A 23,623-nucleotide genomic window follows, 5' to 3' on the forward strand; every position below is an offset into this window, starting at 1 on the left:
CCGCAACCGAGCCGCCCCATGTCGTCGATTCTCCTGATCGAACAGGTGCTCAACGGCCTTCAGTTCGGCGTCATGCTGTTCCTGATGGCCGCCGGGCTGACGCTGGTCTTCGGCGTGATGGGACTGATCAATCTCGCCCATGGCTCGCTGTACATGATCGGCGCGTTCGCCGCCGCCTGGGTGGCGGCGCAGACCGGCTCGTTCCTGCTGGCGCTGGCGGCGAGCCTTGCGGCGGCCGCGGCGGCGGGCGCCCTCGTCGAAATGGCTGTCATTCGCCGCCTTTATGACCGCGACCATCTCGACCAGGTGCTCGCGACCTTCGCGCTGATCCTGATCTTTTCGGAAGGCACACGCTACGTCTTCGGCTCGTTCCCGCTCTATCTCGACCTGCCGGACTGGCTGTCCGGGCCGGTCACGCTGCCCGGCGGGATCGAATATCCGTTCTACCGGCTCGTGCTCATCGGCATCGGGCTGGCGGTGGCGGCCTTCCTGTTCGTGCTGATCGCGCGCACCCGGCTCGGCATCCAGATCCGTGCCGGCGAGAGCGACCGCGAGATGATCGCCGCGCTCGGCGTCGACATCACCCGGCTTTACACGATCGTCTTCGCGCTGGGCGCGGCGCTGGCCGGCTTCGCCGGGGCGCTGGTCGGCGCCATCCAGTCGGTCGAGGTGGGCATGGGCGAGCCCGTGCTGATCCTGGCCTTCGTGGTCATCGTCATCGGCGGCATCGGCTCGATCAAGGGGGCGCTGATCGGCGCGATCCTGGTCGGGCTCACCGACACGCTGGGCGGCTTTCTGCTGCCGCAGGCCTTCGGCCTGGTCATGACCGCCTCGGATGCCAATGCGGTCGGCTCGGCGCTTGCCTCCATGCTGATCTACATCCTGATGGCCGCCGTGCTGGTGGTGCGCCCCTCCGGCCTTTACGGGGTGCGCTGACATGGGCCGCGAAACGCTTCTGAACGCGGCGATCGCGCTGGGCCTTGTCGCCGTGCCGGTCTGGGCGCATCTGGCCGGCGAGCCCTTCATCATCACGCTGACCACCAAGGCCGTGATCCTCGCGCTGGCGGGCGTGGGGCTCAATATCGCGCTCGGCCATGGCGGGCTGATCAGCTTCGGCCATGCGGCCTATTTCGGCCTTGGCGGCTATGCGGCAGGGATCCTTGCCCATCACGCGCAGACCTTCACGCCGCTGATGAGCGCGCCCTTCATCATCGAGGGCACCAAGTTCATGCCGGTGATCTGGCTGGTGGCGGTCATCGTCGCCGGGCTGGCGGCGCTGGTGATCGGCGCGCTGAGCCTGCGCACGTCGGGCGTCTATTTCATCATGATCACGCTGGCCTTCGGCCAGATGCTGTTCTTCTTCGCCATTTCCTGGCCGGCCTATGGCGGCGAGGACGGGCTGGTCATCTATGTGCGCAACGAGTTTCCGGGCCTGAACACGCTCGATCCGATCCAGTTCTTCGCGCTTTGCTATGTGATCCTGGGTCTGGCGCTGTGGTTCTCGCACCGTTTCGGCCGCTCGCCCTTCGGCCTGGCGCTGAACGCGGCGCGCCAGAACGCCGAGCGCGTGCAGACCGTGGGGATCAGGCCGTTCAGGCTGCGCCTGACCGCCTTCGTCATCTCGGGCATGATCACCGGGCTCGCCGGCGCGCTGTTCGCAGACCTGAACCGCTTCGTCAGCCCTTCCATGCTGTCCTGGCAGACCAGCGGCGAGATCATGATCTTCATCATCCTGGGCGGCGTCGGCCGGCTCTACGGCCCGGTGGCCGGCGCGGCGCTGTTCATCGCGCTCGAGCATTTCCTGGGCGGTGTGTCCGACTACTGGCTGGTCTTCGTCGGTGCCCTGCTCCTGCTGGTCGTGCTGTTCGCGCGCGGCGGCATCATCGGCACGCTGGCCGGCCGGGAGGTCGCCCATGACTGAGACGATCCTGAAGGTCGACAACGTCTCCAAGGCGTTCGGCGCGCTGCGCGCCTGCGACCGGGTCTCGCTCGATCTGCGGCTTGGCGAAATCCACGCGCTGATCGGCCCGAACGGGGCCGGAAAGTCCACGCTGATCAAGCAGATCGCCGGGAATCTGAGGCCCGATTCGGGGCGGATCGAGTTCCTGGGCCGCGATGTTGCTGCGCTCGATACCGTCGAGCGGGCGCGCATGGGTCTTGGCCGCAGCTTCCAGATCTCGGCCGTCATCGCCGAGTTCACGGTGCTGCAGAACGTCGTCCTCGCCGTGCAGGGCGCGCGCGGCACCAGCTTTCACTTCCTGCGCGGCGCGCTGTCCGACCGGGCGGTGACCGAGGCCGCCCGATTGCAGATCGAGCGCGCCCATCTTGGCGGCCGCGAGGCGGTGCGCGCCTCCGATCTCGCCCATGGCGAGCGCCGCCGGCTGGAGCTGGCCATGGCGCTGGCGCTGCGCCCCAAGGCGTTCCTGCTCGACGAGCCCATGGCCGGGATGGGCGCGGACGGCGTCGCCGAGATGACCGGCCTGCTCGACGGGCTGCGCCACGAGGCGCCGATCCTGCTGGTCGAGCACGACATGGACGCGGTCTTCGCGCTCGCCGACAGGATCTCGGTTCTCGACTATGGCCAGATCATCGCCTCGGGCACGGTCGATGAGATCCGCGCCCATCCGGAAGTGCGCCGCGCCTATCTTGGCGAGGAGGACGCCGCGTGAGCCTTCTGAACGTCGAGGAGATCACCGCGTCCTATGGCGCGAGCCAGGCGCTGTTCGGCGTCAGCCTGACCGTTGCGCCCGGCGAGGTGGTCGCGCTGATGGGCCGCAACGGCATGGGCAAGACGACGACGATCCGCTGCATCTGCCGCATGCTGCCGGTGCAGTCGGGCACGATCGCATTCGACGGGCAGGTGCTCAACCGCATGCCCTCGCACCGGGCGGCGCAACTGGGCATCGGACTGGTGCCCGAGGGGCGGCGCTGCTTTGCCAATCTGACGGTCGCCGAGAACCTTCTTGCCGCCGCCCGGTCGGGCCACTGGACCTTCGACACCGTGTCCGGGCTGTTTCCGCGCCTTGCCGAACGCCGGCACCAGTCGGCCGCTTCGCTGTCGGGCGGCGAGCAGCAGATGCTCGCCATCGGTCGCGCGCTGATGACCAATCCGCGCCTGCTGATCCTTGACGAGGCGACCGAGGGGTTGGCGCCGATCGTGCGTCAGGAGATCTGGGCCGCGGTGTCGCGGCTGAAGGCCGAGACGGCGCTGGCGATCCTCGTCGTCGACAAGTCGCTCAAGGAACTGCGCGCGGTCGCCGACCGCGCCGTGATCGTGCAGCGCGGCGAGCAGGTGTGGAGCGGGGCGATGGACGCGCTCACCGACGATCTGACCGACCGCTATTTGGGTGTATGAAAATGAGTTACCGCTTTGCGCAGAAGGTGCTGTTCAAGCACTGCGATCCCGCCGGGATCGTCTTCTATCCGCGCTATTTCGAGATGATCAACGATGTCGTCGAGGCCTGGTTCTGCGACCGGCTCGACGCCCCGTTCGAGGGCATGCATCCCGATGGCGGCGTACCGACCGCGCAGATCCAGGCGACCTTTACCGCGCCCAGCCGGCATGGCGACCATCTGGTCATCACGCTTGAATGCACTCGCATCGGCGGGGCGAGCGCGGATCTGGCGTTCACCGCGACATGCGGGGAGCAAACCCGCTTCACCGCCAGTTCGACACTGGTCAATGTCAACGCCAATGGCCGGCCCGAACGGTGGCCGGACCGGTTGCGCGCGGCAATCAACAGGGAAATCGGAGAGAACTAGATGGGTCATCGGATCATCCAGCCACAGGGATGGGCACCGGCAAAGGGCTATGCCAACGGCATGCTGACCGAGGATGGCCGGCTGTTCATCGGCGGACAGATCGGCTGGACCGCCGAACAGCGTTTCGAGGCCCATGACTTCGTCGGCCAGATGGAACAGGCGCTGCGCAACATCCGCGCGGTGGTCGAGGCGGCCGGCGGGCGCGTGGAGGATATCGTGCGGCTGACCTGGTATGTCACCGACAAGCGCGAGTATGTCGCCCGGCAAAAGGAGGTCGGCCAGGCCTATCGCCGCGTGCTGGGCAAGCATTTTCCGGCGATGACCATGGTCGTCGTCAGCGCGCTCGTCGAGGACGAGGCGCTGGTCGAGATCGAGGCCACGGCCGTCCTGTCGAAGGAGTAAGGCATGCCCCGCGCCTATGTCTGCGACTATATCCGCACGCCGATCGGCCGCTATGGCGGGGCGCTGTCCGCGGTGCGCGCCGACGATCTGGCCGCCCATCCGATCCGGGCGCTGATGGCGCGCCGGCCGTCGCTCGACTGGGCCGCGACCGACGAGGTGATCCTGGGCTGCGCCAACCAGGCCGGCGAGGACAACCGCAACGTCGCGCGCATGGCGGTGCTGCTGTCGGAACTGCCGGTCACCGTGCCGGCCCTGACCGTCAACCGCCTGTGCGGTTCGGGCATGGACGCGGTGGCGGCGGCGGCGCGGGCGATCCGCTGCGGCGAGGCGGATCTGGTCATCGCCGGCGGCGTCGAGAGCATGTCGCGCGCGCCATTCGTGATGGGCAAGGCCGAGACCGCCTTTTCGCGGCAGGCCGAAATCTTCGACACCACCATCGGCTGGCGCTTCGTCAACCCGGTCATCAAGGCGCAATACGGCATCGATTCCATGCCCGAGACCGGCGAGAACGTCGCCGAAGCCCATGGTGTGACCCGTCAGGACCAGGACCGGTTCGCGCTGGCAAGCCAGGAGCGCGCGGCCGCTGCCATCGCCTCGGGCCGCCTGGCCCGGGAGATCGCCCCGGTCGAGATCGCCCAGCGCAAGGGCCCGCCGGTCACGGTCGACACCGATGAGCATCCGCGCCAGACCTCGCTCGAAAAGCTCGCCAAGCTGCCCACGCCGTTTCGCGACGACGGCACGGTGACCGCCGGCAACGCCTCGGGGGTCAATGACGGGGCGGCGGCGCTGCTGATCGCCTCCGAAGCGGCGGTCGAGCGCCACGGGCTGGAGCCGCTGGCCGAGATCGCCGGCAGTGCAAGCGCCGGCGTCGAGCCGGCGGTGATGGGGGTCGGGCCGGTGCCGGCGACCGAGAGACTGTGCGCGCGGCTCGGCGTGACGCCGGCCGATTTCGAGCTCGTCGAGTTGAACGAAGCCTTTGCCAGTCAGGCGATCGCGGTGCTGCGCGGGCTCGGCATCGATCCCAATGCCGGGCACGTCAATCCCAATGGCGGGGCGATCGCGCTCGGCCATCCGCTGGGCATGAGCGGGGCACGGCTGGTCGGCACGGCGGCGCTCGAAATGCGCCTTCGGGATCACGCCAACGCGCTGTGCACCATGTGCGTGGGCGTGGGGCAGGGCGTGGCGCTCGCCCTGCGCAAAGCGTGACGCGAGGCAGGGCCATGATCTTTCATGCCATTTCGGACTGGGACGATGCCTATGCCAACGGGCCGAACATCCCGGCCGGCGATCAATGGCCGGCACGCTGGGTCGGCCCGGCTGAGGCATTCCGCGCGGTCCATGGCGGCGAACGCGACATCGCCTATGGCGCCGGCGAACGCCATGTGCTCGACCTCTTTCGCCCCCAGGGCGAGCCCAAAGGCCTTGTCGTTTTCGTCCATGGCGGGTTCTGGGTGAAGCTTGACAAGTCCTACTGGTCGCATCTGGCCGGCGGCGCACGCGCGCAGGGCTGGGCGGTGGCGGTGCCGTCCTATCCGCTATGCCCCGATGCGGGGATCGGCGAGATCGTTCGCGCCATCGGCGCGGCCATCGAGACGGCGGCGGGCATGGTCGCCGGGCCGATCCGCCTTGCGGGTCATTCTGCCGGTGGACATCTGGCCACCTCGATGATCTGCGAGGACACGCCGCTGTCGCCCGCCGTTGTGGATCGCATCGTGCGGGTCGTCTCGATCTCGGGCCTGCACGATCTGCGCCCGCTGCTGAACACGAAGCTCAATGACGATCTGCGCCTGACCGCCGAGACCGCCGCCGCCCTGAGCCCGGCGCTCAAGCGGCCGGCCGGTTCGGCCGAGCTCGTCACCTGGGTCGGCGCCGGCGAGCGCAACGAGTTCATCCGGCAGAGCCGGCTGATGGCCAATATCTGGACGGGGCTCGGCATGCGCGTCGCCGAGATCGAGGAGCCGGACCGGCACCATTTCAACATACTCGATTCCATGGCCGATCCGCAGGGCGCGCTGACGGTCGCGATCACCGGCGCGATCTGAGCGCGCTGGCGTGTTCCAACTTCAGCCGAACTGCGCTAAGCGGCACGCGCACCGACGCCTTCAGATCGAAATTCGCCATCCATGTCGCTCATCATCAAGATCATCTGCCGGGACCGCCTGGGCATCGTCGCCGGCATCTCCACCGGGCTGAGTTCGCTCGGCTACAACATCCTGGAGAGTTCGCAGTTCTACGAGCCCGAGCCGGGCACGGACCGCGAGTCGGGCGAGGGGCGGTTCTTCATGCGCATCGAGTGCGTGGCGACGCGGACCGATGACCGATCCAGGCTCGATGCCTTCCTTGAAACCTTCGCCGCCGAGTTCGCCGCCGAGGTGAACGTCGCCGACAAGGACCGGCCCGTGCCGACGATCGTGATGGTGTCGAAATTCGACCACTGCCTGCAGGACATCTTCTACCGCGCACGCATGGGCGAGTTGCCCATCGACATCAAGGCGGTGGTCTCGAACCATCCCGATTCGCAGGCCGACAGCGAGCGGCGCGGCATACCGTTCCACCTGCTGCCGGTCACCCGCGACAACAAGCTCGAGCAGGAAGACCGGCTGCAGGCGATCATGGACGACACCGGCGCCGAACTGATCGTGCTGGCGCGCTACATGCAGATCCTGTCGGACGGCTTCAGTGGCCGGCATTTCGGGCGGATCATCAACATACACCATTCCTTCCTGCCGGCCTTCAAGGGCGCCAAGCCCTATCACCGGGCCTGGGACCGCGGCGTCAAGCATATCGGCGCGACGGCCCATTATGTCACGCCCGATCTGGACGAGGGACCGATCATCGAACAGGACACGGTGCGCGTCAGCCATACGTCCGATCCGTCCGACCTGGTCGCACGCGGGCGCGACGTAGAGGCGCGGGTGCTCTCGCGCGCCATTCGCCTGCATGCCGAGGACCGGGTGTTCATCAATGGCAGCCGGACGGTTGTCTTCTATCCCTGATCGGGCCGGCCCGGGAATGCCCTTGCGCTTGTGAACTGGCCGGTTCGGACTGGCTTGCTCGGCCTGGCCTGTTCGACTTGGCCCGTTTGACTTGGCCGCGCGCGGCTTCATATTGGGCCGATCGCAACCGGCCTTCGGGAGGCAGCCCTGGTCGTGGCCTTGGACAGCGACGGCATCGATATCGTGCGCCGACTGGAAGCGGCGCGCGCGGGCATTGCCGCCATCGCCACGCGCGACGAGGCCCATGCGCGCCGGGCGATGACCGCGCGCTACAAGCGGCACGATCTGCGCCCGGTTTCGGGCGCCGGCCGGTTCGACTTCTTCCACGCGGCGATGGCGGTGCCCGAAGGCAGCTTCAACGTGCTGCGCTACGGCGCCGGCGTGCGGATCGATCCGGGCGATTTCGAGAATTTCTACATGGTCGAGATGCCGCTGACCGGGCGCACCGAGATCGCCATAGGCTCGGGCCGGTACGGCTCGGGGGCGGGGCGGGGCATCGTCATCTCGCCGGGCCGGCGGATCCGGTCGCACTGGTTGCCCGGCACCACGCAGATCATGCTCAAGATCGACAAGGCGGCGCTGATGGCGCGTTGGCGGATGGCGACGGGTGGCGGCGAAGACGACGAAAGCTGGCCGCTTTTCCATCCCGAACTCGACCTTGCGAGCGCTTCGGGCTGGCGCGTGCGGCAGTTGATGGGCCTGTTGCTGGCCGAGTTCGAGCGCTCGGTCGACGGCCAGCGGTCCCAGGGCGATGCGACGACGCTTTCGGGCGCGGTGATCGACGCGCTGATCGGCGACTTCCTGACCTGCGGCACGGGCCGGATCGCGCGCGAGGAGGCGTGCATCCTGCCTGCGCATATCAAGCGCTGCCGGGCGCATATCGGCGCCCATCTGGACGGGGAGATCACGGTCGGCCGGCTGGCTGCCATTGCCGGGGTCAGCGAGCGGGCGGTCTATGAAGGCTTCAGGCGCTTCCTTGGCAAGACGCCGATGCACTATGTGCTCGATGCGCGGCTGCAAAGGGCGCGGCACCTGCTCAAGGCGGGCCAGGCGCCCGTCGCCACGGTCGCGCGGGCCTGCGGCTTCGGGCATATGGGCCGGTTCTCGCGCTATTATCGCGAGCGCTATGGCGAGGCGCCCTCGACGACGCTGCGCCGGCAGGGCTGAGCGGGTCGGCCGTCCGCATTGTCCGGATTGTGCGGCAAAGATGCCGACCTGCCTTGAAGCGGATGCGGCGCGCCGATAACCCTCCGGCGCCACAAGGGGGAGCGCGATGGACGACGGCTATCTGATCGGCATGGATGTCGGCACCACGGCGGTGAAGGCGGCCGTCTTCGATGCCGATGGCGCCATCGTCGACCGCTATGTCGGCCAATATCCGATTACACGGCAGCAGGGCGGGCGCGTCGAGCAGGACCCCGAGGACTGGATGCGCCATGTGCTGGCGGCGCTGTCGCAATTCCAGGCCAATGTCGATCTGGCGCGCGTGCACGCGCTGGGTCTTTCCTCGCAGGTCAACACCCATGTCTTCGTCGATGCCGAAGGGCGGGCGCTGGCGCCGGCGATCGTCTGGCAGGACGGGCGCGCGGCGGCGGAGGCGGCCGAACTGGATGGGCGGATCGCCGAGGCCGACAAGCTCGCCTGGTGGGGCGCACCGCTGCCGGTCGATGCCAGCCACTGCCTGAGCCGCATGGCGCATATGGCAAGGCATGCCCCCGACATCTGGGCGCGCACGGACAAGGTTTTGCTGCCCAAGGACTTCTGCATCGGCCGGTTGACCGGCGCACGGCTCACCGATCCGATCTCCAATGTCGGGCTGATCGATCCTGGCCTTTGCCATGTCGCCCCGCTCTTGTCGCTCGTCGATGGGGCGGCCGAGCGGCTCGTGCCGATCGCGCCGATGACGGCGATTGCCGGAGAAGTCCGGCAGGGCCTTCCCGGCGCGGGGCTCAAGGTGGCCATCGGCACGATGGATGCGTGGAGCGGCATGCTGGGCGTCGGGGTCACCGCGCCCGGCCAGGCCTATTACCTGTCGGGCACCAGCGAGATCGTCGGCATCGTTTCGGACGATGTCGCGCCGACGCCGGGCGTGATCGCCTTTCCACGATGCGAGGGAATCAGGCTCCATGTCGGGCCCACGCAGTCGGGCGGCGCCTCCAAGGACTGGTTCTGCCGGCTGATGGGCATTGCGCCCGACGCCATGGCCGATCTGGCCGCAAGGGCCGGGGCCAGAGCGCATGTGCCGCTGTTCGTGCCGCACCTTCAGGGCGAGCGCGCCCCGATCTGGGATGCCGATGCGCGCGGCATGTTCCTTGAACTCGATGCCAGCGCCGGCGCGCCGGAGCTGGCGCGGGCGGTCTATGAGGGTGTCGCCCATTCGGCGCGCTGGCTGCTCGACACGCTGCGGCAATCGGCCGTGCAGGCCCCGCAATCGGTGCGCAGCGGGGGCGGCGGGTTCCGCTCCGATGTGTGGAACCAGATCCGCGCCGACGTGCTCGGCGTGCGGCTGGAGCGCGTGGCGGTGACCGATCCGGGCGTTCTGGGCGCGGCCGGAATCGCCAGCGTTGCGGCGGGCCTTCACACCTCGCTGGCGGAGGCGTTCGACGCGCTGGTCTCCATCGACCGTGTCTACGAACCCGATCCGGCGATGGCGCCGTATTACGACGAGCGCTTCGCCCGCTATAAGCGCGCCTATTTCAACAACAACCGGCGGTGACCCCGGTGCTGGCCGATCACGCCCGCTCTGTCCGTATCCTGCACGAAAGCACCGCTTTCGGCCACGGTTCGGGCCGGGCGGTGCCGCATGGGCGCACATTGCGGTAGGATTTTGCCCCGTCGGCGCCTATCACACGCATCTGAAACGCATGTCGAGGGAGGACGAAAATGTTCAGACCAATCGCAACGATGGCCGCCGGCGCATTGGCGCTGGCGTTCGCCATGGCCGGACCGGCGCTGGCGCAGAGCGTCGCCGTGATCACGCCCTATCTGGCCCAGCCGGGCACGCAGTTCTATGTCGACGGCTTCACCGCCGAGGCCGAGGCAAAGGGCTGGGACGTCAATGTGGTCGATACCGCCGGCGATGTCGCGGCCGTGATCAGCCGCATCGAGGATGCGGTGACGCAAAGTGTCGATGCCATCGTCATCAATGTCGACCCCGCCCAGGTAGAGGCGGGGCTGCAGAGCGCGGCCGATGCCGGCATTCCGGTGGTCGGCATGGATGCGGGCAGCCATCCGCTGCTCGCCACCAACGTCACCTCGAACGGCTATGCCATGGCCGCCGAGACGGCGGTCTATGTCGCCAACCGCATCGGCGGCGAGGGGCGTGTCGTCATGTTCGTCTTCGACGCGTTTCCGCCGGTGCAGATACGCGGGGTGATCGCCGATGCTGTCTTTGCCAATCATCCGGACATCGAGGTGATCGACCGCATCACGCCCGACGTGCAGGATGGCGGCATCGCCGACAGCCGCGCCCGGATGGAGGCGCTGCTCGCCGCCAATCCCGAAGCGGGCTCGATCGATGCGGTCTGGGCCGCCTGGGACCAGCCGGCGCTGGGCGCGCTGCAGGCCATCGAGGATGCCGGCCGCGCCGATGAGGGCATCGTCATCGTGGGCATGGACGCCAATCCGCAGGCGCGCGACGCCATCGCCGCGGGCGGCAATTTCGAAGCCTCCATGGCGCAGGACTTCGTGGGCATCGGCGCGCGCGCGGCCGACGCGGTCGAGCGGCTCGTCAATGGCGAGGAACTGCGCCAGTCGGTGATCTATGTGCCCACCAAGCTGATCACCGCCGCCAATGTCGACGAGCAGTGACTGACGGTGCGGGCCGGTCCGCCGCCGGCCCGCATGCCTGCGCCCGAGCGACGCGATGAGCCTTCTTGCGATCGACAACGTCTCCAAGACCTATGGCCGCACCCGCGCGCTCAAGGGCGCGTCGCTGACGGTGGCGCGCGGCGAGGTGCATGCCCTGATGGGCGAGAACGGGGCGGGCAAGTCGACGCTGATCAAGATCCTGGCCGGCGTCGTCGCGCCCGACACGATGGAGATGACGGTCGATGGCCGGCCGGTTGCGCTGCGCGGCGCGCAGGACGCCTTCGACCTCGGCTTCCGCTTCATCCACCAGGAGCTCAATGTCGTCGCTCATCTTTCGGTCGCCGAGAACATGGCCATGGGCAAGCCCTGTCCGCGCCGGTTTGGCGTCGCGGTCGACTGGCCCGCGCTCAACGCGCAGGCGCACGCCGCGCTCGACCGGCTGGGCGTCGGCCATATCGATCCGCGCACGAAGATCGGCCGGCTGAGCGCCGGCGACCAGATGCTGGTGTCGATCGCCGGGGCGCTGTCGGCGACCGGCGAGGGCGCGCGGCTGTTCGTGATGGACGAACCGACCGCGTCGCTGACCGGTGATGAGTGCGACAAGCTTTTCGCCGTCATCGAGACGCTTAAAAGCGAAGGCGCCTCGGTGCTCTACGTTTCGCACCGCATGAACGAGGTGATGGCGATCTGCGACACGGTCACCGTCTATCGCGACGGCAGGCACGTGGCGACGAAGCCGGTTTCGGAAACCGGCAAGGACCAGATCATCCGCTTCATGACCGGCCGCGACGTCGCCGACGCCTTTCCGCCGCGCACGACGCCGGTCGGCGAGCGCGTCGTCTGCCGGGTCGACGATGTTTCGACCGAGGTGCTCTGCGGCATCGATTTCGCGCTTCGCGAGGGCGAGATCCTGGGCATTGGCGGGCTCGCCAATGCCGGTCAGAGCGAACTTCTGCAGATGCTGCTCGGGCTCGGCACACGCCGGTCGGGCCGCGTCGAGATCGCCTCGGCGCCCGGCCTTGCCGATCCGAGCGATCCCTGGACGCATGGCGTGGCCTATGTGCCGCGCGAGCGCCGTCGCGAGGGGCTGATGCTGGCCCGGCCGATCACCGACAATGTCGTCCTGCCGCATCTGACCGCGCTGAGCCGCGCCGGCACCATCGCCCATCGCCGGCGGGAGCGGGCGCTGACCGCGGAGATGGGCGGCGTTGTGCGGCTGAAATCGGACGGGCTCGCCCAGCCGGTCTACCAGCTCTCGGGCGGCAACCAGCAAAAGGTCGTGTTCGCCCGCGCCGTCGGCGCCGCGCCGCGCCTGCTGCTGCTCGACGAGCCGACGCGCGGCGTCGATGTGGGCGCCAAGTTCGACATCTATACGCTCATCCGCGAGTTGAGCGGGCAGGGCTGTTCCGTGGTGCTGACCTCGTCGGAACTGACCGAGCTGATCGGGCTGTGCGATCGCATCTTGATCCTGCTGGACGGCCGGCAGAGCGAGATCGTCGCGACCGATGGGCTGACCTCGGCGGACCTGCTTGGCCGGTTCTATGACGAGGCCCATGGCGGTCATGCGGCAGCGTGAGGACACGATGGCCGTGATCACGCTCTTCAGGCGCTATGGCACGCTGATCGGCTTTTTCGCGATCATCGGCTTTTTCGCCTGGCAGTTGCCCGACACCTTTGTGACGCCGCGCAACCTGATCAACGTCTCCCAGCAGATTTCCATGCTGGCGGTGGTCGCCTTCACCATGACCATCGTCATGGTGATGGGCGATTTCGACCTGTCGGTCGGCTCGATGGCCTCGCTGGCCGGCGTGGTGGCGGCGGTGCTGTTCGCGCAAGGCTTTCCGGTCTGGGCGGGCGTTGCGGCGGCGCTCGCGGTCGGCCTTGTGGGCGGGCTCGCCAACGGGTTTCTGGTCTCGATCATCGGCATCCTGCCGTTCGTTGCAACGCTCGGCACGCTGACCATCCTGTCGGGTGTGGCGTTCGTGGTCAGCGACGGCCGGACGATTTTCGGCCGGGACATCCCCTCGGCCTTCAGCGGCTTTGCCCGGTCGGGGATTTCACTGGAGCCGGTCGGCCTTGCCGGGCTCAGCCTGCCCTGGCTGACGGTGATCGCGCTGATCGTGCTGTTCATCGTCTGGTTCGTGCTCGAACAGACGATCTACGGCCGCCGGCTCTATGCGATCGGCGGCAATCGCGAGGCGGCCAAGCTGGCCGGCGTCAAGGTCAAGCGGCTGCGCATGAGCGCGTTCGCGCTGACCGGGCTGGGCGCGGCGATCGCCGGGCTTATGTATGCCAGCCGTGTCGCCTCGGCCAATCCGACGCAAGGGTCCGGGCTGATGCTCGATGCGATCGCGGCGGTGTTCGTGGGCATGACGATGAGCGAGGAGGGCGAACCGCGCGTGCTGGCAACGCTGGTGGGCGTGTTGATCCTGGGCATTCTCGACAATGGCCTGACGCAGATGGCCGTCGATTCCTATGTGCGCGAGATCCTCGTCGGCGGGATCGTGGTCGCCGCCGTGGCCTTTTCGAGCCTTTCCAAACAGACGCGGTAAGGGCGGGTTTTTGCCCCGTTCGTCATCCCCGGCACGCCCGAGGATGACGAAGGGGGACGGCGCCCTCAGGCCATCTCGGCCTTTTCCGGCACGAAGCTGCGAACCGTCTCGATGGCGCCGTCGAGCATCTTGCCTTCCTCGTCCTTGAGGGCGGCCTCGCGCAGCCGGGCGGCCCACTCGGCCGCGTCGTCGCGGCCGGCCAGGAGCGCGATCGCGCCGATGACGCGGTCGAACTTGCTCAGCCCGCGCGCATGGGTGTCCGAATAGCCCTTGATCAGACGGCGGGTGCGCAGCACCTCGACGGCAAGGTCGTAGTCGGTCTTCAGATAGTCCATCGCCGTGGCCAGCCAGCGCTCCAGATGCTCGACCTCATAGGCGTGGCGCAGCGTGCGCCGGCGCCAGCCCTTCAGACCGCCCAGGACATAGAGCGGCACGAATCCGGTCAGCCGGTCGGTGCGTACGCGGCGCCCCTTGTTGAACAGCCGGTCGATGCGCCTCATCCACCTGGCGTCCGCCTCGATCCTGCGACCGATGCGCGCCGGGAACATGCCGACGATCTCCTCGGCGCGCGGATGCATGAACTCCGTCAGCATCAGCCGGGCCTCGTCCGGCGTGTGCATCTCGTCATGGATGCGTTCGAACCGGCTGGCGCGCGTCTTCAGGTCGGCGACGCGGATGACATCGTCATAGGCCATTGCCTTGGCGACGTATTTGGCGGCCTGTTCGGTCAGCGCGTACTCCTTGTCCGCGCGGTCGACGGCGAGAATGGCGTCGAGCCGGCCAAGATAATCCTCGCCATAGTCGATATCCTGGAAGTCGACGACGACGCGAAGGCCCCGCCGGGCCATGTCGCGCACCGGCGCGGGGTAGGCATCGATGCGCGCGGTCAGCGCGTTCCAGCGGTCGATCAGCGCGTCCGGCCCGGTGATGGCGAGCGGTTTGTGGGCGGGTTCGGGCGCTTGGGTCGGCTGTTCCGCGCCGGCCTGAGTCGCCTCGAAGGCGGCGGCGAAGGCGCGCAGGCTCGCGTCGACGCCGCGGCCGCCGGCCCTGATCGCCGCTTCGAACTGTTCGCGCGTGAAGGGCAGGGTAGCCGAGCCTGCGAGCGCGCCGAAAAGGCTCGCCGAGATCACCGAGCCGGCGTCGACGGCCATCTTGTTCATGTCGAAGACGATGAAGCGCTGGGCGGCGATCTCGGCGGCGGCCTTGACCTCTTCGGAATTGGCGATGCCGTCGCCGGGCACCATCTTCTCGGAAACCGCCAATGCGCGGTGCGAGGAGGCGATCAGCGTGGTGCGGTCGGGCGTGACGAAGCCGCGCTGGATGGCGCGGCCGGCCTCCATCATCTCGGCGGCGAGCAGGATGTCGACATCGCCGGCCGCCGGCATGAGCGAGAACACCGGCTGCCGGCCGGTGTCGGGCGCCATCTCGATATAATAGATCGTCGCGCCGGTGCGCTGGGCGACGCCGGCGACCGAGGTCGCCTGGGCCGCATAGCCATTGTTGCGCGCGACCTCCTCGATCCAGTTGGTCAGAACGCCGCCGCCCTGACCGCCGACCGCCATGATCGCCAGCTTGATGATCTTGTCGACGCGCGCGTCACGGCTTTTCGGGGTGAAGTCGGAATGGACGACGTTCATGATCCGGCCCCGGAGAATTCAAGGCGGGCGCGCGCGCGGCGCTGCTGCAGCCAGCCGATGATGCGCCCGGCGACTTTCGACATCGCCCTTTCGAAGGCGGGCGGGTTGTGCACCACATCGGCACGGTAAAAGGACGGGCACAGCACGGCCGCATCGGCCACCTCGCCGCAATTGCCGCAGCCAACGCAGCTTTCGTCGATCGCCGCGATCGGATCGTCGCGCAGCGGATCGTCGAGCGTCTTCAGCGACAGGGACGGACAGCCGGACAGCCGGATGCAGGCGTGATCGCCGGTGCAGATGTCCTCGTCGACGCCGAAACGCGGTTTCTCCACCCGCCGGCCTTCCCTGATCGCCTTGGCGACCTTGGGCTTTTCGCGCCGCTGCTTGTTGAGCATGCACTCGGAAGAGGCGACGATCACCTTGGGACCGTCATAGTCGGTCGTCAGCGCCTCCTTGAGCGTGTCGCGCATCTTGCCGACATCGTAGGTGTGGTCGATCTGGCGCACCCATTCGACGCCGACCCCCTTTACGGCCTCGGCGATGGGATGCTTGGTCGACTTGGTGGCATTGTCGGCGCGCGAGGACATCACGTCCTGGCCGCCGGTCGCCGCCGAATAGTAGTTGTCGACGATCACGGTGACGCTGTCGGACTTGTTGAAGACCGCATTGCCGATCGAGGACGACAGACCGTTGTGCCAGAAGCCGCCATCGCCGAGCACGGCGATCGACCGCTTCTCGCCGCCGCCGTCGAAGGCGGCGTTGGAGGCCGGGCCGAGCCCGTAGCCCATCGTCGTGCCGCCGATCTCGAAGGGCGGCAGGGTGGCGAACAGGTGACAGCCGATGTCGCCGGCGATCTGGTGCTTGCCCAGATCGCCTTCGACCAGCTTCATGGCCGCGAAGATCGGCCGCTCCGGGCAGCCGGTGCAAAAGCCCGGCGGCCGGATCGGCACGGTCTTTGACAGATCGGGCACATCGGTGTCGTCGGGCCGGTTGGGCGCCCGGCGCTGGGCCGGCAGCAATTCGGGGGCGCTCTTCTTGAAGAAGGCCTCGATGGAATCGAGCATGACCTGGCCGGTATATTCGCCGGCCATGGGAAAGACGTCCTTGCCCGAAAGGCCGGTGCGGGCGCCGGCGCGATAAAGGATAGAGCCGAGCTGCTGCTCGATGAATTCGGGCTGGCCCTCCTCGACCACCAGCACGGCGTCCTTGCCCTCGCAGAATTCGAGAAACTCCTCGTCGACCAGCGGGTAGGTGACGTTGAGAACGTAAAGCGGGATCTCCGTGTCGCCGTGGATGTCGGCAAGGCCAAGGCGCTGCAGCGCGCGGATGACGCCGTTATACATCCCGCCCTGCATGACGATGCCGACCTTGCCGTCCGAGGGGCCGAAGAACTCGTTGAGCCCCTGTTCGCGGATATAGGCCTTGGCTGCGGGCCAGCGGTTTTCCACCTTGTCCTTTTCCTGGGCGTAGGACATGGGCGGCAGCACAACGCGGGCGAAATCGCGCTGCGGGTTGGACAGCGCCTCGCGCACGGTCAGCGGCGGGCGCTTGTTGTCGCGCGCCGTGAAGCTGCCGGTGACGTGGCACGAGCGGATGCGCACCATCAGCATGACCGGCGTGTTGGAGGCCTCGGACAGATCGAAGCCCTGTTCCACCGCCGTGACGATCGAGGGCAGGTTGGGGCGCGGGTCGAGCAGCCAGAACTGCGACTTCATCGCAAAGGCATGGCTGCGCTCCTGCATGATCGAGGAGCCTTCGCCATAGTCCTCGCCGACGATGATCAGCGCGCCGCCATTGACGCCGGAGGAAGCGAGATTGGCGAGTGCGTCGGAGGCGACGTTGACGCCGACAGAGCCCTTGAAGGTGACCGCGCCGCGGATGGGATAGTGGACCGAGGCCGCCAGCATGGCCGCGGCCGCCGCCTCGGAGGCATTGGCCTCGAACCGCACGCCGAGTTCGGACAGGATTTCCTCGGCGTCGGCGAGCACGTCCATCAAATGGCTGATCGGCGCGCCCTGATAGCCGCCGACATAGCCCACGCCGCATTCGAGCAGCGCCTTGGTGATCGCCAGAATGCCCTCGGAGGTGAAGGTCTCGCCTTCGCCCATCTTCAGCTTCTTCACTTCCTTTGCAAAGGATCGTTCGGCCATATGCGTGCCTCCCTTCGGATCCCGGTGGCCGTCGCGCTGATGCGCGCCGCACCGCCGGCTGGTCAGAATTCGTGTTTGCGGATGTTCCTGAGCATCTTCTGCAGCGTCGCCACGAACGCTGCGCGCTCGTCGTCGGCGATGCCGGCGAACATGCGTCTGTACATGCGCGCCATGGACGGCCAGATGCGCTCGAAGGCCGCGCGGCCCGCATCGGTGATGACGATGCGCGTCACCCGGCTGTCATTGGGGTCGGGCTGGCGGCGGATCAGCCCCTCGGCCATCAACTGGTCGAGCGCGCGGCTGAGCGTGGACTGCTCGACCACCGCATAGACCGAAAGCTGGCTGATCTGAATGCCGTCGATCACCGACAGAACAGCAAGCGCCCGCATCTTCGGCGTCGACAGCCCGAACTCGGCCATTTCCTCGCGCAGGCTGGCATTGTAGCGGCCCATGATGCGGTTCATCAGATAGGGCGCGAAATTGTAAAGGCCGATCTCGCCCAGGCGCGGCACCGGCTCGCCCGCCCCGAAGGCGTGTTGCGGGTCCTGCTTCATGCGCCCAGCCTCCTGGCGAGGAGATAGCCCGAGCCGCCGCCGAGGCCGGGGCCGGGATGGGTGGAGGCGCCGATGTGATGCAAATTGCCGATCGCCGTGCGGTGATTGACCGTGTCGGCGAATGGCCGCCACAGGAAGAACTGGTCGAGCGCGCAATTGCCGCCATAGGGGTCGCCGCCGACCAGATTGACGTTCAGCGCCTGAAGATCGGCGGGCGAGTAGGCGCGCCGGCCGATCACGGTCTTGCGGAAATCCTTGATGTGGCTGGCCAGGATCGCCTCGATGCGGTCCGCATAGGCCTCCCGGATCGCCTCGGTCCATTGCGGTCCCGTCTCGATCTCGCCGGCCGCATCGCCCTTGATGACGCGCGGGGCATCGGGCATCTGCAGCCAGAGAACCGCCTTGCCATCGGGGCAGCGGGTGGCATCGAGCCGGTGCGGCTGGCCCACGCAGATGGTCGGCACTTCGGGCAGCATGCCGCGCTCGGCTTCGTTGGAGCATTTGGAAACCGCGTCGATCCCGTCGGTCAGGTGGATCAGCGCGACGTCGTCGAGCCCGGGCGTGTTCCACCGAACCGGGCCGTCGAGCGCATAGTGAAGCTGGAAATTGCCGCGCCCGTGGCGGAAGCGCCTGAGCTCGTCCCTGGCGCTTTCGGGGGCGGCATCGCCGAGCAGGCGCTCATAGAGCTGGCCGGGCGCGACCGAACAGATCACCTCGCCGGCCTCGATGCGCTCGCCGTCGGCGGTCACGACGCCTGTCGCCGCGCCGCCCTTGACCGTGATCTGGGCGACATCGGTGCCGGTGCGTATCTCGCCTCCGCGTTCCTCGATGAGGGCCCGGAACGCCTCGGCCGCCGCGCCGGCGCCGCCCTTGACCACGGGAGCGCCCGCAGCCTCCAGCGCAAAGGCGATCACCTTGCCCATCTGGCCGCCATAGGCCGCCTCGGGCGTCAGCCCGGTATGCAGCACCCAGGGCGCGAAGAGCGCCTGCACGGTGGGCGAGGCAAAACTCGATTCCAGCCAGGCGCGCGCCGGCATCAGCGCGCGTCCCATGAAGGCGGCCAGATCGCGTGGACCCTTCTTCCAGCCCTGCTTGCCGATCAGGGTGGCGGTCTGCCGGCTCCACAGATCGCCGCCGAGCAGGGCGAACAGGAAGTCGGCATCGGCCTCCACCGAGCCGACATCGGCGGCATGCGCCTCGCCATCGCCGGCCGACAGTGCATTGAAGGCGGCGATATTGGCGGCGCGGTCCGTGGTCAGCACCAGCGACGATCCGTCCGGCCGCAGCACGGCGGTCGGCTGCGCGCTGTGGCAGAACTCGAGGCCATGGCGCCCCAGATCGGCGCCGAGCGCCTCATGCGCCGGTCCGGTCAGGAACAGCACGAAGGTCGCCGCCATGACGTCATGGCGAAAGCCGGGCGCGGTGATCTGTTCGGTGCGCATGCAGCCGCCGACGCGGTCGGCGCGCTCGAGCAGGAGCACGCGCCTGCCGGCGCCCGACAGCATGGCCGCGGCGACGAGCGCGTTGATCCCGCCGCCCACGATGATCACGTCATGGCGCGCCATGGCGGCAACCGCCGGCTACTGGACCAGGGCGAGCGCGCGGATCGGGCTGCCCGTACCGTTGACGATCTTCAGCGGCGCGGCGATCAGCACGGCGCCCTTGGGCGGAAGCTGGTCGAGATTGGCAAGGCTGGCCAGACCGTATTTGTTGGCCTTGTGCAGAAGGTTGTGGGCGGGGAAGGGCGGTTCCATGCCGCCGGCGCTGCCCGCATCGGTGCCGATGCATTGCGAGCCCCAGCCGATGATGCCCTTGGACAGAAGATACTCGATGCATTCGACCGTGGGTCCGGGCGAATGCGGGCCGTTCTCGTCCATGTTCAGGAACTCGGCCTCCGAATGGGCGCGCTTGTCCCAGTCGGTGCGCATGACGACCCACTCGCCCTCGCCGATCTCGCCGTGCTCGGCCTCCCAGGCCTTCACATGGTCGGCGGTGAGCAGGAAGTCGGGGTCTTCGGCGGCCTCCCTGGAGCAGTCGATGACATTGACCGGGCCGACGAAATTCTGCGGCGCGATCTTGTCGGTATAGCCGTCCTCGAAATCCTTGCCGGTGATCCAGTGATGGGGCGCGTCGAAATGGGTGCCCGAATGCTCGCCGATCTTCAGCCAGTTCCACGCCCAGAACGGGCCGTCATTGTCGTATTCGGAAATCTTGTGGACCTCGATCTTGGGCGTGTCGACGGCCAGGTCCGGCGGCAGCTTGAGAAGCGGTGTGTCCGGTCCCAGCGCGCCGGACAGGTCGACGACCCGGACATCGCCCGACAGAAGGGCCGCTCCGAGCTTGGCGACGATGGACTGATCGTTCATGCGTTTTCTCCTCCGCTGCCGGCCGATGTCCGGCGTTCAATGGTCCTGGTTCCGGGCCGGTGCCTGCGGGTCCCCCGAGATCCGGCCCCCGATGCCCGCGCGCCGACGCCCGGGTCGGACCGCGATTGCGCGATGGCTCAACAATACGCTAGACAAATAATCATGCGTTTGCAAATATCTTTCGAACGGGAGGCGATCCGATCGTGCAAAAATCCTACGATGCGGTCATCATCGGCGCCGGGCACAACAGCCTGGCCTGCGCGGCGCATCTTGCCGCCAAGGGCTGGTCGGTGGGCGTGTTCGAGCAGGCGTCGGTGCCCGGCGGGGCGGTCAAGACGCTGGAGCTGACCGAGCCCGGCTTCCGCCATGACTGGGCGGCGATGAATGTCAGCCTCTTCGCGGGTTCGGCGTTTTTCAAGGCCTATTCGGAGGAACTGACGCGGCATGGGCTGGCCTTCGCGCCGGCGGAGAACTGCTTTGCCAGCGTGTTCGAGGACGGCACATGGCTCGGGCTGGGCAATGACGCAGCGGCGAACATGGAGCGAATCGCCGCCTTCAGCGAGGCGGATGCCGCCGCCTGGAAGCGCCTGACCGACGGGTTTCCGGCACGGGCCGAGCACATCTTCGCGCTTCTTGGCAGCCCGATGAAATTGCATGTTTTTGCACGTTTCATGCTTAAACTATTCATGAGGGCCGGGCATCGCGAGGCGATGTCGCTGGTGCGGTTCCTCCTGGCCTCGCCGCGCGCCTTCCTGACCGAGACCTTCGAGGACGAGCGCGTGCGGGCGACGCTGGCCGCCTGGGGCATGCATCTGGATTTCGCGCCCGATATCGCCGGCGGTGCGTTGTTTCCGTACCTTGAGGGCATGGCCAACCAGTCCTTCGGCATGGTGCTCGGCCAGGGCGGGGCCGACACGGTGGTCAAGGCGCTCGTCGGCATGATCGAGGACAGGGGCGGGGCGGTCCATTGCGGCCAGCGCGTGGCGCGCATCGTCCGCAAGGGCGGGGCGGCGGTCGGCGTCGAACTGGAGGACGGCACGCGGATCGACGCGCAAAAGGCGGTGATCGCGGGCAGCGCGCCGTCGCGGCTCGTCGGGGATCTGCTCGAGGGCGGCTCGGGCGACAAGGCGTTCGATGCCGGCATGGCCGGTTTCCAGCATGCGCCGGGCACGATGATGATCCATCTTGCGATGGACGACCTGCCCGACTGGTCGGCCGGCGAGGCGCTGAGATCGTACGCCTATGTGCACCTCGCGCCTTCGCTCGATCAGATGGCGCGGGCCTATCAGGAGGCCCGGGCCGGCCTTTTGCCGAAGGCGCCGGTGATCGTCGCCGGCCAGCCGACCGCGGTCGACCCGTCCCGGGCGCCCGAAGGCAAGCATGTGATGTGGTTGCAGGTGCGCATGGCACCGGGCACCGTCAAGGGCGATGCGGCCGGCACGATCGAGGGCACGGACTGGGAGGCCATCAAGGGCCCGTTCGCCGAACGGGTGATCGACATCATCGAGGGCCACGCGCCGGGCCTGCGCGACAAGATCATCGCCAGGCGCATCGTCTCGCCCGAGGAACTGGAGGCCGACAATCCGAACCTTGTCGGCGGCGATCAGGTTTGCGGCAGCCACCATCTGACCCAGCACTTCTTCTTCCGGCCCGCCTATGGCCACGCCAACGGGGAGACGCCGATCACGAACCTGCACCTGACCGGCGCGGCGGTCTGGCCCGGCGCGGGGCTCGGCGCGGGCTCGGGCTATCTGCTCGGCCGCAGGCTGGCGGGAAACTGACAACCATTGCGACACTGTCCAACCATTGGGAGGTAGCGACATGAATTCCATCACACGACGCACGGTACTCAAGGCGTCAAGCGCGCTGGCGGCGGCCGGCATGGTCGGCGTTCCGGCGCTGGCGCAGGAGATCGAGGAACTGGTGATCGCCTACAACGTCAACCTGCCGTCCTGGGATCCAACGGTCGGTCCGTCGGCGGTGAACCCGACGATCCAGGGGCTCTATCAGTCGGTTTTCGACATGTTCATCCATCAGAACCCGGATCTGAGCTTCGCGCCGGGGCTGATCACCGACTGGGGCTGGAACGAGGATCGCAGCCAGATCTTCATGGATGTGCGCGAGGGCGTGACCTGGCACAATGGCGACCCGTTCACGGCCGAGGACGTGGCCTGGTCGCTCGAGCGTGCCGGCAATCCCGAAACGGGCAATCCGATCCAGTTCGTCTGGGGCACGATCGGCAACTTTTCCGTCGACGGCAATCGCGTGACGGCCGACGTGAAGCAGTTCGATCCGACCATCTTCAAGTGGATGGCGTTCCTGACCGGCTATGTGATGCCGAAGAAGTACTTTGAGGAAGTGGGCGCGGAGGGCTTCGAAGCCGCGCCCATCGGCACCGGCCCTTATATGGTCGACCGCTTCGAGCGCAACGCCTTCGTGCGGCTGAAGGCCAACGAGAACTACTGGAACGGCGCGCCCGAGTTCAAGACGGTCACGATCAAGTTCGTCACCGATTCGGCCTCGCGCGTCGCCGAGGTGGAATCGGGCAATTCGCACGTCACCCTCGAAATGCCCTATGAGGAGTATGACCGCCTCAAGGGTCGGGCGGGGCTGGCCGGCAGCGACCGGCCGATCTCCGATATCGGCATGATCTTCATCAACGACGTCGACGTCATGCTCGATCCCAATGTGCGCAAGGCCATGGCCCATGCCATCGACAAGCCGCTGATCGTCGAGCGCCTGCTGTCGGGATACGGCGTGCCGATCGACACGCTGCAGACGCCCGAATATGTCGCCTTCGACCCGTCGATCACCGTCGAGCACAATCCCGACAAGGCACGGGAACTGCTCGCCGCATCCGGCTATTCGCCCGACAATCCGGTGCGCTTCACCATCCAGACCACGCGCGGCTTCAAGCCCAAGGACTATGAGATCATCCAGGCGATCGTCGGGCTGTGGCGGCAGGTCGGCATCAAGGCGGAAATCGAGGTCTACGAGATCGCCAAGCATTTCGAGCTGCGCGCCGCCGACCAGCTCGCCCCGGCCGCCTTCTACAATTGGGGCAATGCGGTGGGCGATCCGACGACCTCGACCGGCTTTGCCATGTTCGGCCCGTCGCCGCACTCGGTGTGGGACGGCGAGGAACTGGTCAACAAGATCGCCCCGCTGTGGGGTGAAGCGGACGAGGACAAGCGCATCCAGGGCTGGAAGGACGTCGACCGGTTCGTCGCCGAGAACGCGCTGGTGATCCCGCTGATGCAGTATGTCCAGCCGATTCTGCACTCGGACCAGGTCAAGGTCGTCCAGCACGCCTCCGGCGCGCTGCTGCCGCATCTGATGACGCGCGCCTGATTGCGCGGGTATGAAAGGGACCGCCGCCGGACTGGCGGCGGTT

21 protein-coding genes are annotated in these 23,623 nt (G+C 67.6%); 16 read left to right on the plus strand and 5 right to left on the minus strand.

The features are described from left to right. The first annotated feature begins 18 nt into the window (after positions 1 to 18). From RBB34_RS11100 to RBB34_RS11165, 14 genes are all read left to right on the plus strand, one after another. Positions 19 to 936 (plus strand): branched-chain amino acid ABC transporter permease, encoded by a 918-nt coding sequence (locus RBB34_RS11100; protein WP_306119291.1) that lies wholly within the window; start codon positions 19 to 21, stop codon positions 934 to 936. Position 937: 1 nt separating this feature from the next. Next, positions 938 to 1,921, plus strand: a complete 984-nt coding sequence (locus RBB34_RS11105; protein WP_306119292.1) for a branched-chain amino acid ABC transporter permease — start codon at positions 938 to 940, stop codon at positions 1,919 to 1,921. Then, positions 1,914 to 2,669 carry an ABC transporter ATP-binding protein gene (locus RBB34_RS11110; RefSeq protein ID WP_306119293.1) on the plus strand — a complete coding sequence of 252 codons (756 nt, stop codon included), beginning with the start codon at positions 1,914 to 1,916 and terminating at the stop codon, positions 2,667 to 2,669. Before RBB34_RS11105 ends, RBB34_RS11110 begins: the two co-directional genes overlap by 8 nt. Beyond that, on the plus strand, positions 2,666 to 3,355 hold the full coding sequence (locus RBB34_RS11115) for an ABC transporter ATP-binding protein (protein ID WP_306119294.1): 690 nt from the start codon (positions 2,666 to 2,668) through the stop codon (positions 3,353 to 3,355). Before RBB34_RS11110 ends, RBB34_RS11115 begins: the two co-directional genes overlap by 4 nt. Positions 3,356 to 3,357: 2 nt before the next feature. Next, complete coding sequence (locus tag RBB34_RS11120; RefSeq protein ID WP_306119295.1) at positions 3,358 to 3,762, plus strand: thioesterase family protein; 405 nt, start codon at positions 3,358 to 3,360, stop codon at positions 3,760 to 3,762. Beyond that, the gene (locus RBB34_RS11125; protein ID WP_306119296.1) at positions 3,763 to 4,164 is read left to right on the plus strand and encodes a RidA family protein; all 402 of its coding nucleotides are present in this window, start codon (positions 3,763 to 3,765) and stop codon (positions 4,162 to 4,164) included. A gap of 3 nt (positions 4,165 to 4,167) precedes the next feature. Further along, entirely contained in the window at positions 4,168 to 5,370 is a 1,203-nt protein-coding gene (gene pcaF / locus RBB34_RS11130) for a 3-oxoadipyl-CoA thiolase (protein WP_306119297.1), read from the plus strand. A gap of 14 nt (positions 5,371 to 5,384) precedes the next feature. Beyond that, positions 5,385 to 6,206 (plus strand): alpha/beta hydrolase, encoded by an 822-nt coding sequence (locus RBB34_RS11135; RefSeq protein WP_306119298.1) that lies wholly within the window; start codon positions 5,385 to 5,387, stop codon positions 6,204 to 6,206. Positions 6,207 to 6,287: 81 nt separating this feature from the next. After that, positions 6,288 to 7,160, plus strand: a complete 873-nt coding sequence (gene purU / locus RBB34_RS11140; RefSeq protein WP_306119299.1) for a formyltetrahydrofolate deformylase — start codon at positions 6,288 to 6,290, stop codon at positions 7,158 to 7,160. A 153-nt stretch (positions 7,161 to 7,313) separates the two neighbouring features. After that, positions 7,314 to 8,327 carry an AraC family transcriptional regulator gene (locus RBB34_RS11145; RefSeq protein WP_306119300.1) on the plus strand — a complete coding sequence of 338 codons (1,014 nt, stop codon included), beginning with the start codon at positions 7,314 to 7,316 and terminating at the stop codon, positions 8,325 to 8,327. Positions 8,328 to 8,433: 106 nt separating this feature from the next. After that, on the plus strand, positions 8,434 to 9,876 hold the full coding sequence (locus tag RBB34_RS11150) for an FGGY-family carbohydrate kinase (protein ID WP_306119301.1): 1,443 nt from the start codon (positions 8,434 to 8,436) through the stop codon (positions 9,874 to 9,876). A gap of 167 nt (positions 9,877 to 10,043) precedes the next feature. Further along, a complete protein-coding gene (locus RBB34_RS11155) occupies positions 10,044 to 10,970 on the plus strand; it encodes a substrate-binding domain-containing protein (RefSeq protein ID WP_306119302.1) in 927 nt (308 codons plus the stop codon). Between the two features lie 55 nt (positions 10,971 to 11,025). Continuing rightward, positions 11,026 to 12,546, plus strand: coding sequence for a sugar ABC transporter ATP-binding protein (locus tag RBB34_RS11160; RefSeq protein ID WP_306119303.1), 1,521 nt, complete (start codon positions 11,026 to 11,028; stop codon positions 12,544 to 12,546). Beyond that, on the plus strand, positions 12,524 to 13,522 hold the full coding sequence (locus RBB34_RS11165) for an ABC transporter permease (RefSeq protein ID WP_306119304.1): 999 nt from the start codon (positions 12,524 to 12,526) through the stop codon (positions 13,520 to 13,522). Before RBB34_RS11160 ends, RBB34_RS11165 begins: the two co-directional genes overlap by 23 nt. 65 nt (positions 13,523 to 13,587) lie before the next feature. Here RBB34_RS11165 and RBB34_RS11170 read toward each other — a convergent pair whose 3' ends face one another. From RBB34_RS11170 to RBB34_RS11190, 5 genes are all read right to left on the minus strand, one after another. Further along, entirely contained in the window at positions 13,588 to 15,159 is a 1,572-nt protein-coding gene (locus tag RBB34_RS11170) for an indolepyruvate oxidoreductase subunit beta family protein (protein ID WP_306119305.1), read from the minus strand. Beyond that, positions 15,156 to 17,309 carry an indolepyruvate ferredoxin oxidoreductase subunit alpha gene (locus RBB34_RS11175; protein ID WP_306119306.1) on the minus strand — a complete coding sequence of 718 codons (2,154 nt, stop codon included), beginning with the start codon at positions 17,307 to 17,309 and terminating at the stop codon, positions 15,156 to 15,158. The genes RBB34_RS11170 and RBB34_RS11175 overlap by 4 nt, the downstream gene beginning before the upstream one ends. 62 nt (positions 17,310 to 17,371) lie before the next feature. Next, positions 17,372 to 17,863, minus strand: coding sequence for a MarR family transcriptional regulator (locus RBB34_RS11180; protein ID WP_306119307.1), 492 nt, complete (start codon positions 17,861 to 17,863; stop codon positions 17,372 to 17,374). Then, positions 17,860 to 19,428, minus strand: coding sequence for an NAD(P)/FAD-dependent oxidoreductase (locus tag RBB34_RS11185; protein ID WP_306119308.1), 1,569 nt, complete (start codon positions 19,426 to 19,428; stop codon positions 17,860 to 17,862). Before RBB34_RS11185 ends, RBB34_RS11180 begins: the two co-directional genes overlap by 4 nt. A gap of 15 nt (positions 19,429 to 19,443) precedes the next feature. Continuing rightward, a complete protein-coding gene (locus tag RBB34_RS11190) occupies positions 19,444 to 20,229 on the minus strand; it encodes a cyclase family protein (RefSeq protein WP_306119309.1) in 786 nt (261 codons plus the stop codon). Between the two features lie 203 nt (positions 20,230 to 20,432). Between RBB34_RS11190 and RBB34_RS11195 the strand changes: the two genes are divergently transcribed. Beyond that, positions 20,433 to 22,010 (plus strand): NAD(P)/FAD-dependent oxidoreductase, encoded by a 1,578-nt coding sequence (locus RBB34_RS11195; RefSeq protein ID WP_306119310.1) that lies wholly within the window; start codon positions 20,433 to 20,435, stop codon positions 22,008 to 22,010. A 100-nt stretch (positions 22,011 to 22,110) separates the two neighbouring features. Continuing rightward, entirely contained in the window at positions 22,111 to 23,580 is a 1,470-nt protein-coding gene (locus RBB34_RS11200) for an ABC transporter substrate-binding protein (protein ID WP_306119389.1), read from the plus strand. The last annotated feature ends 43 nt before the right edge of the window (positions 23,581 to 23,623 follow it).

This window comes from Roseitalea sp. MMSF_3546 (assembly GCF_030732865.1).
Classification (GTDB): Bacteria; Pseudomonadota; Alphaproteobacteria; order Rhizobiales; family Rhizobiaceae; genus Roseitalea.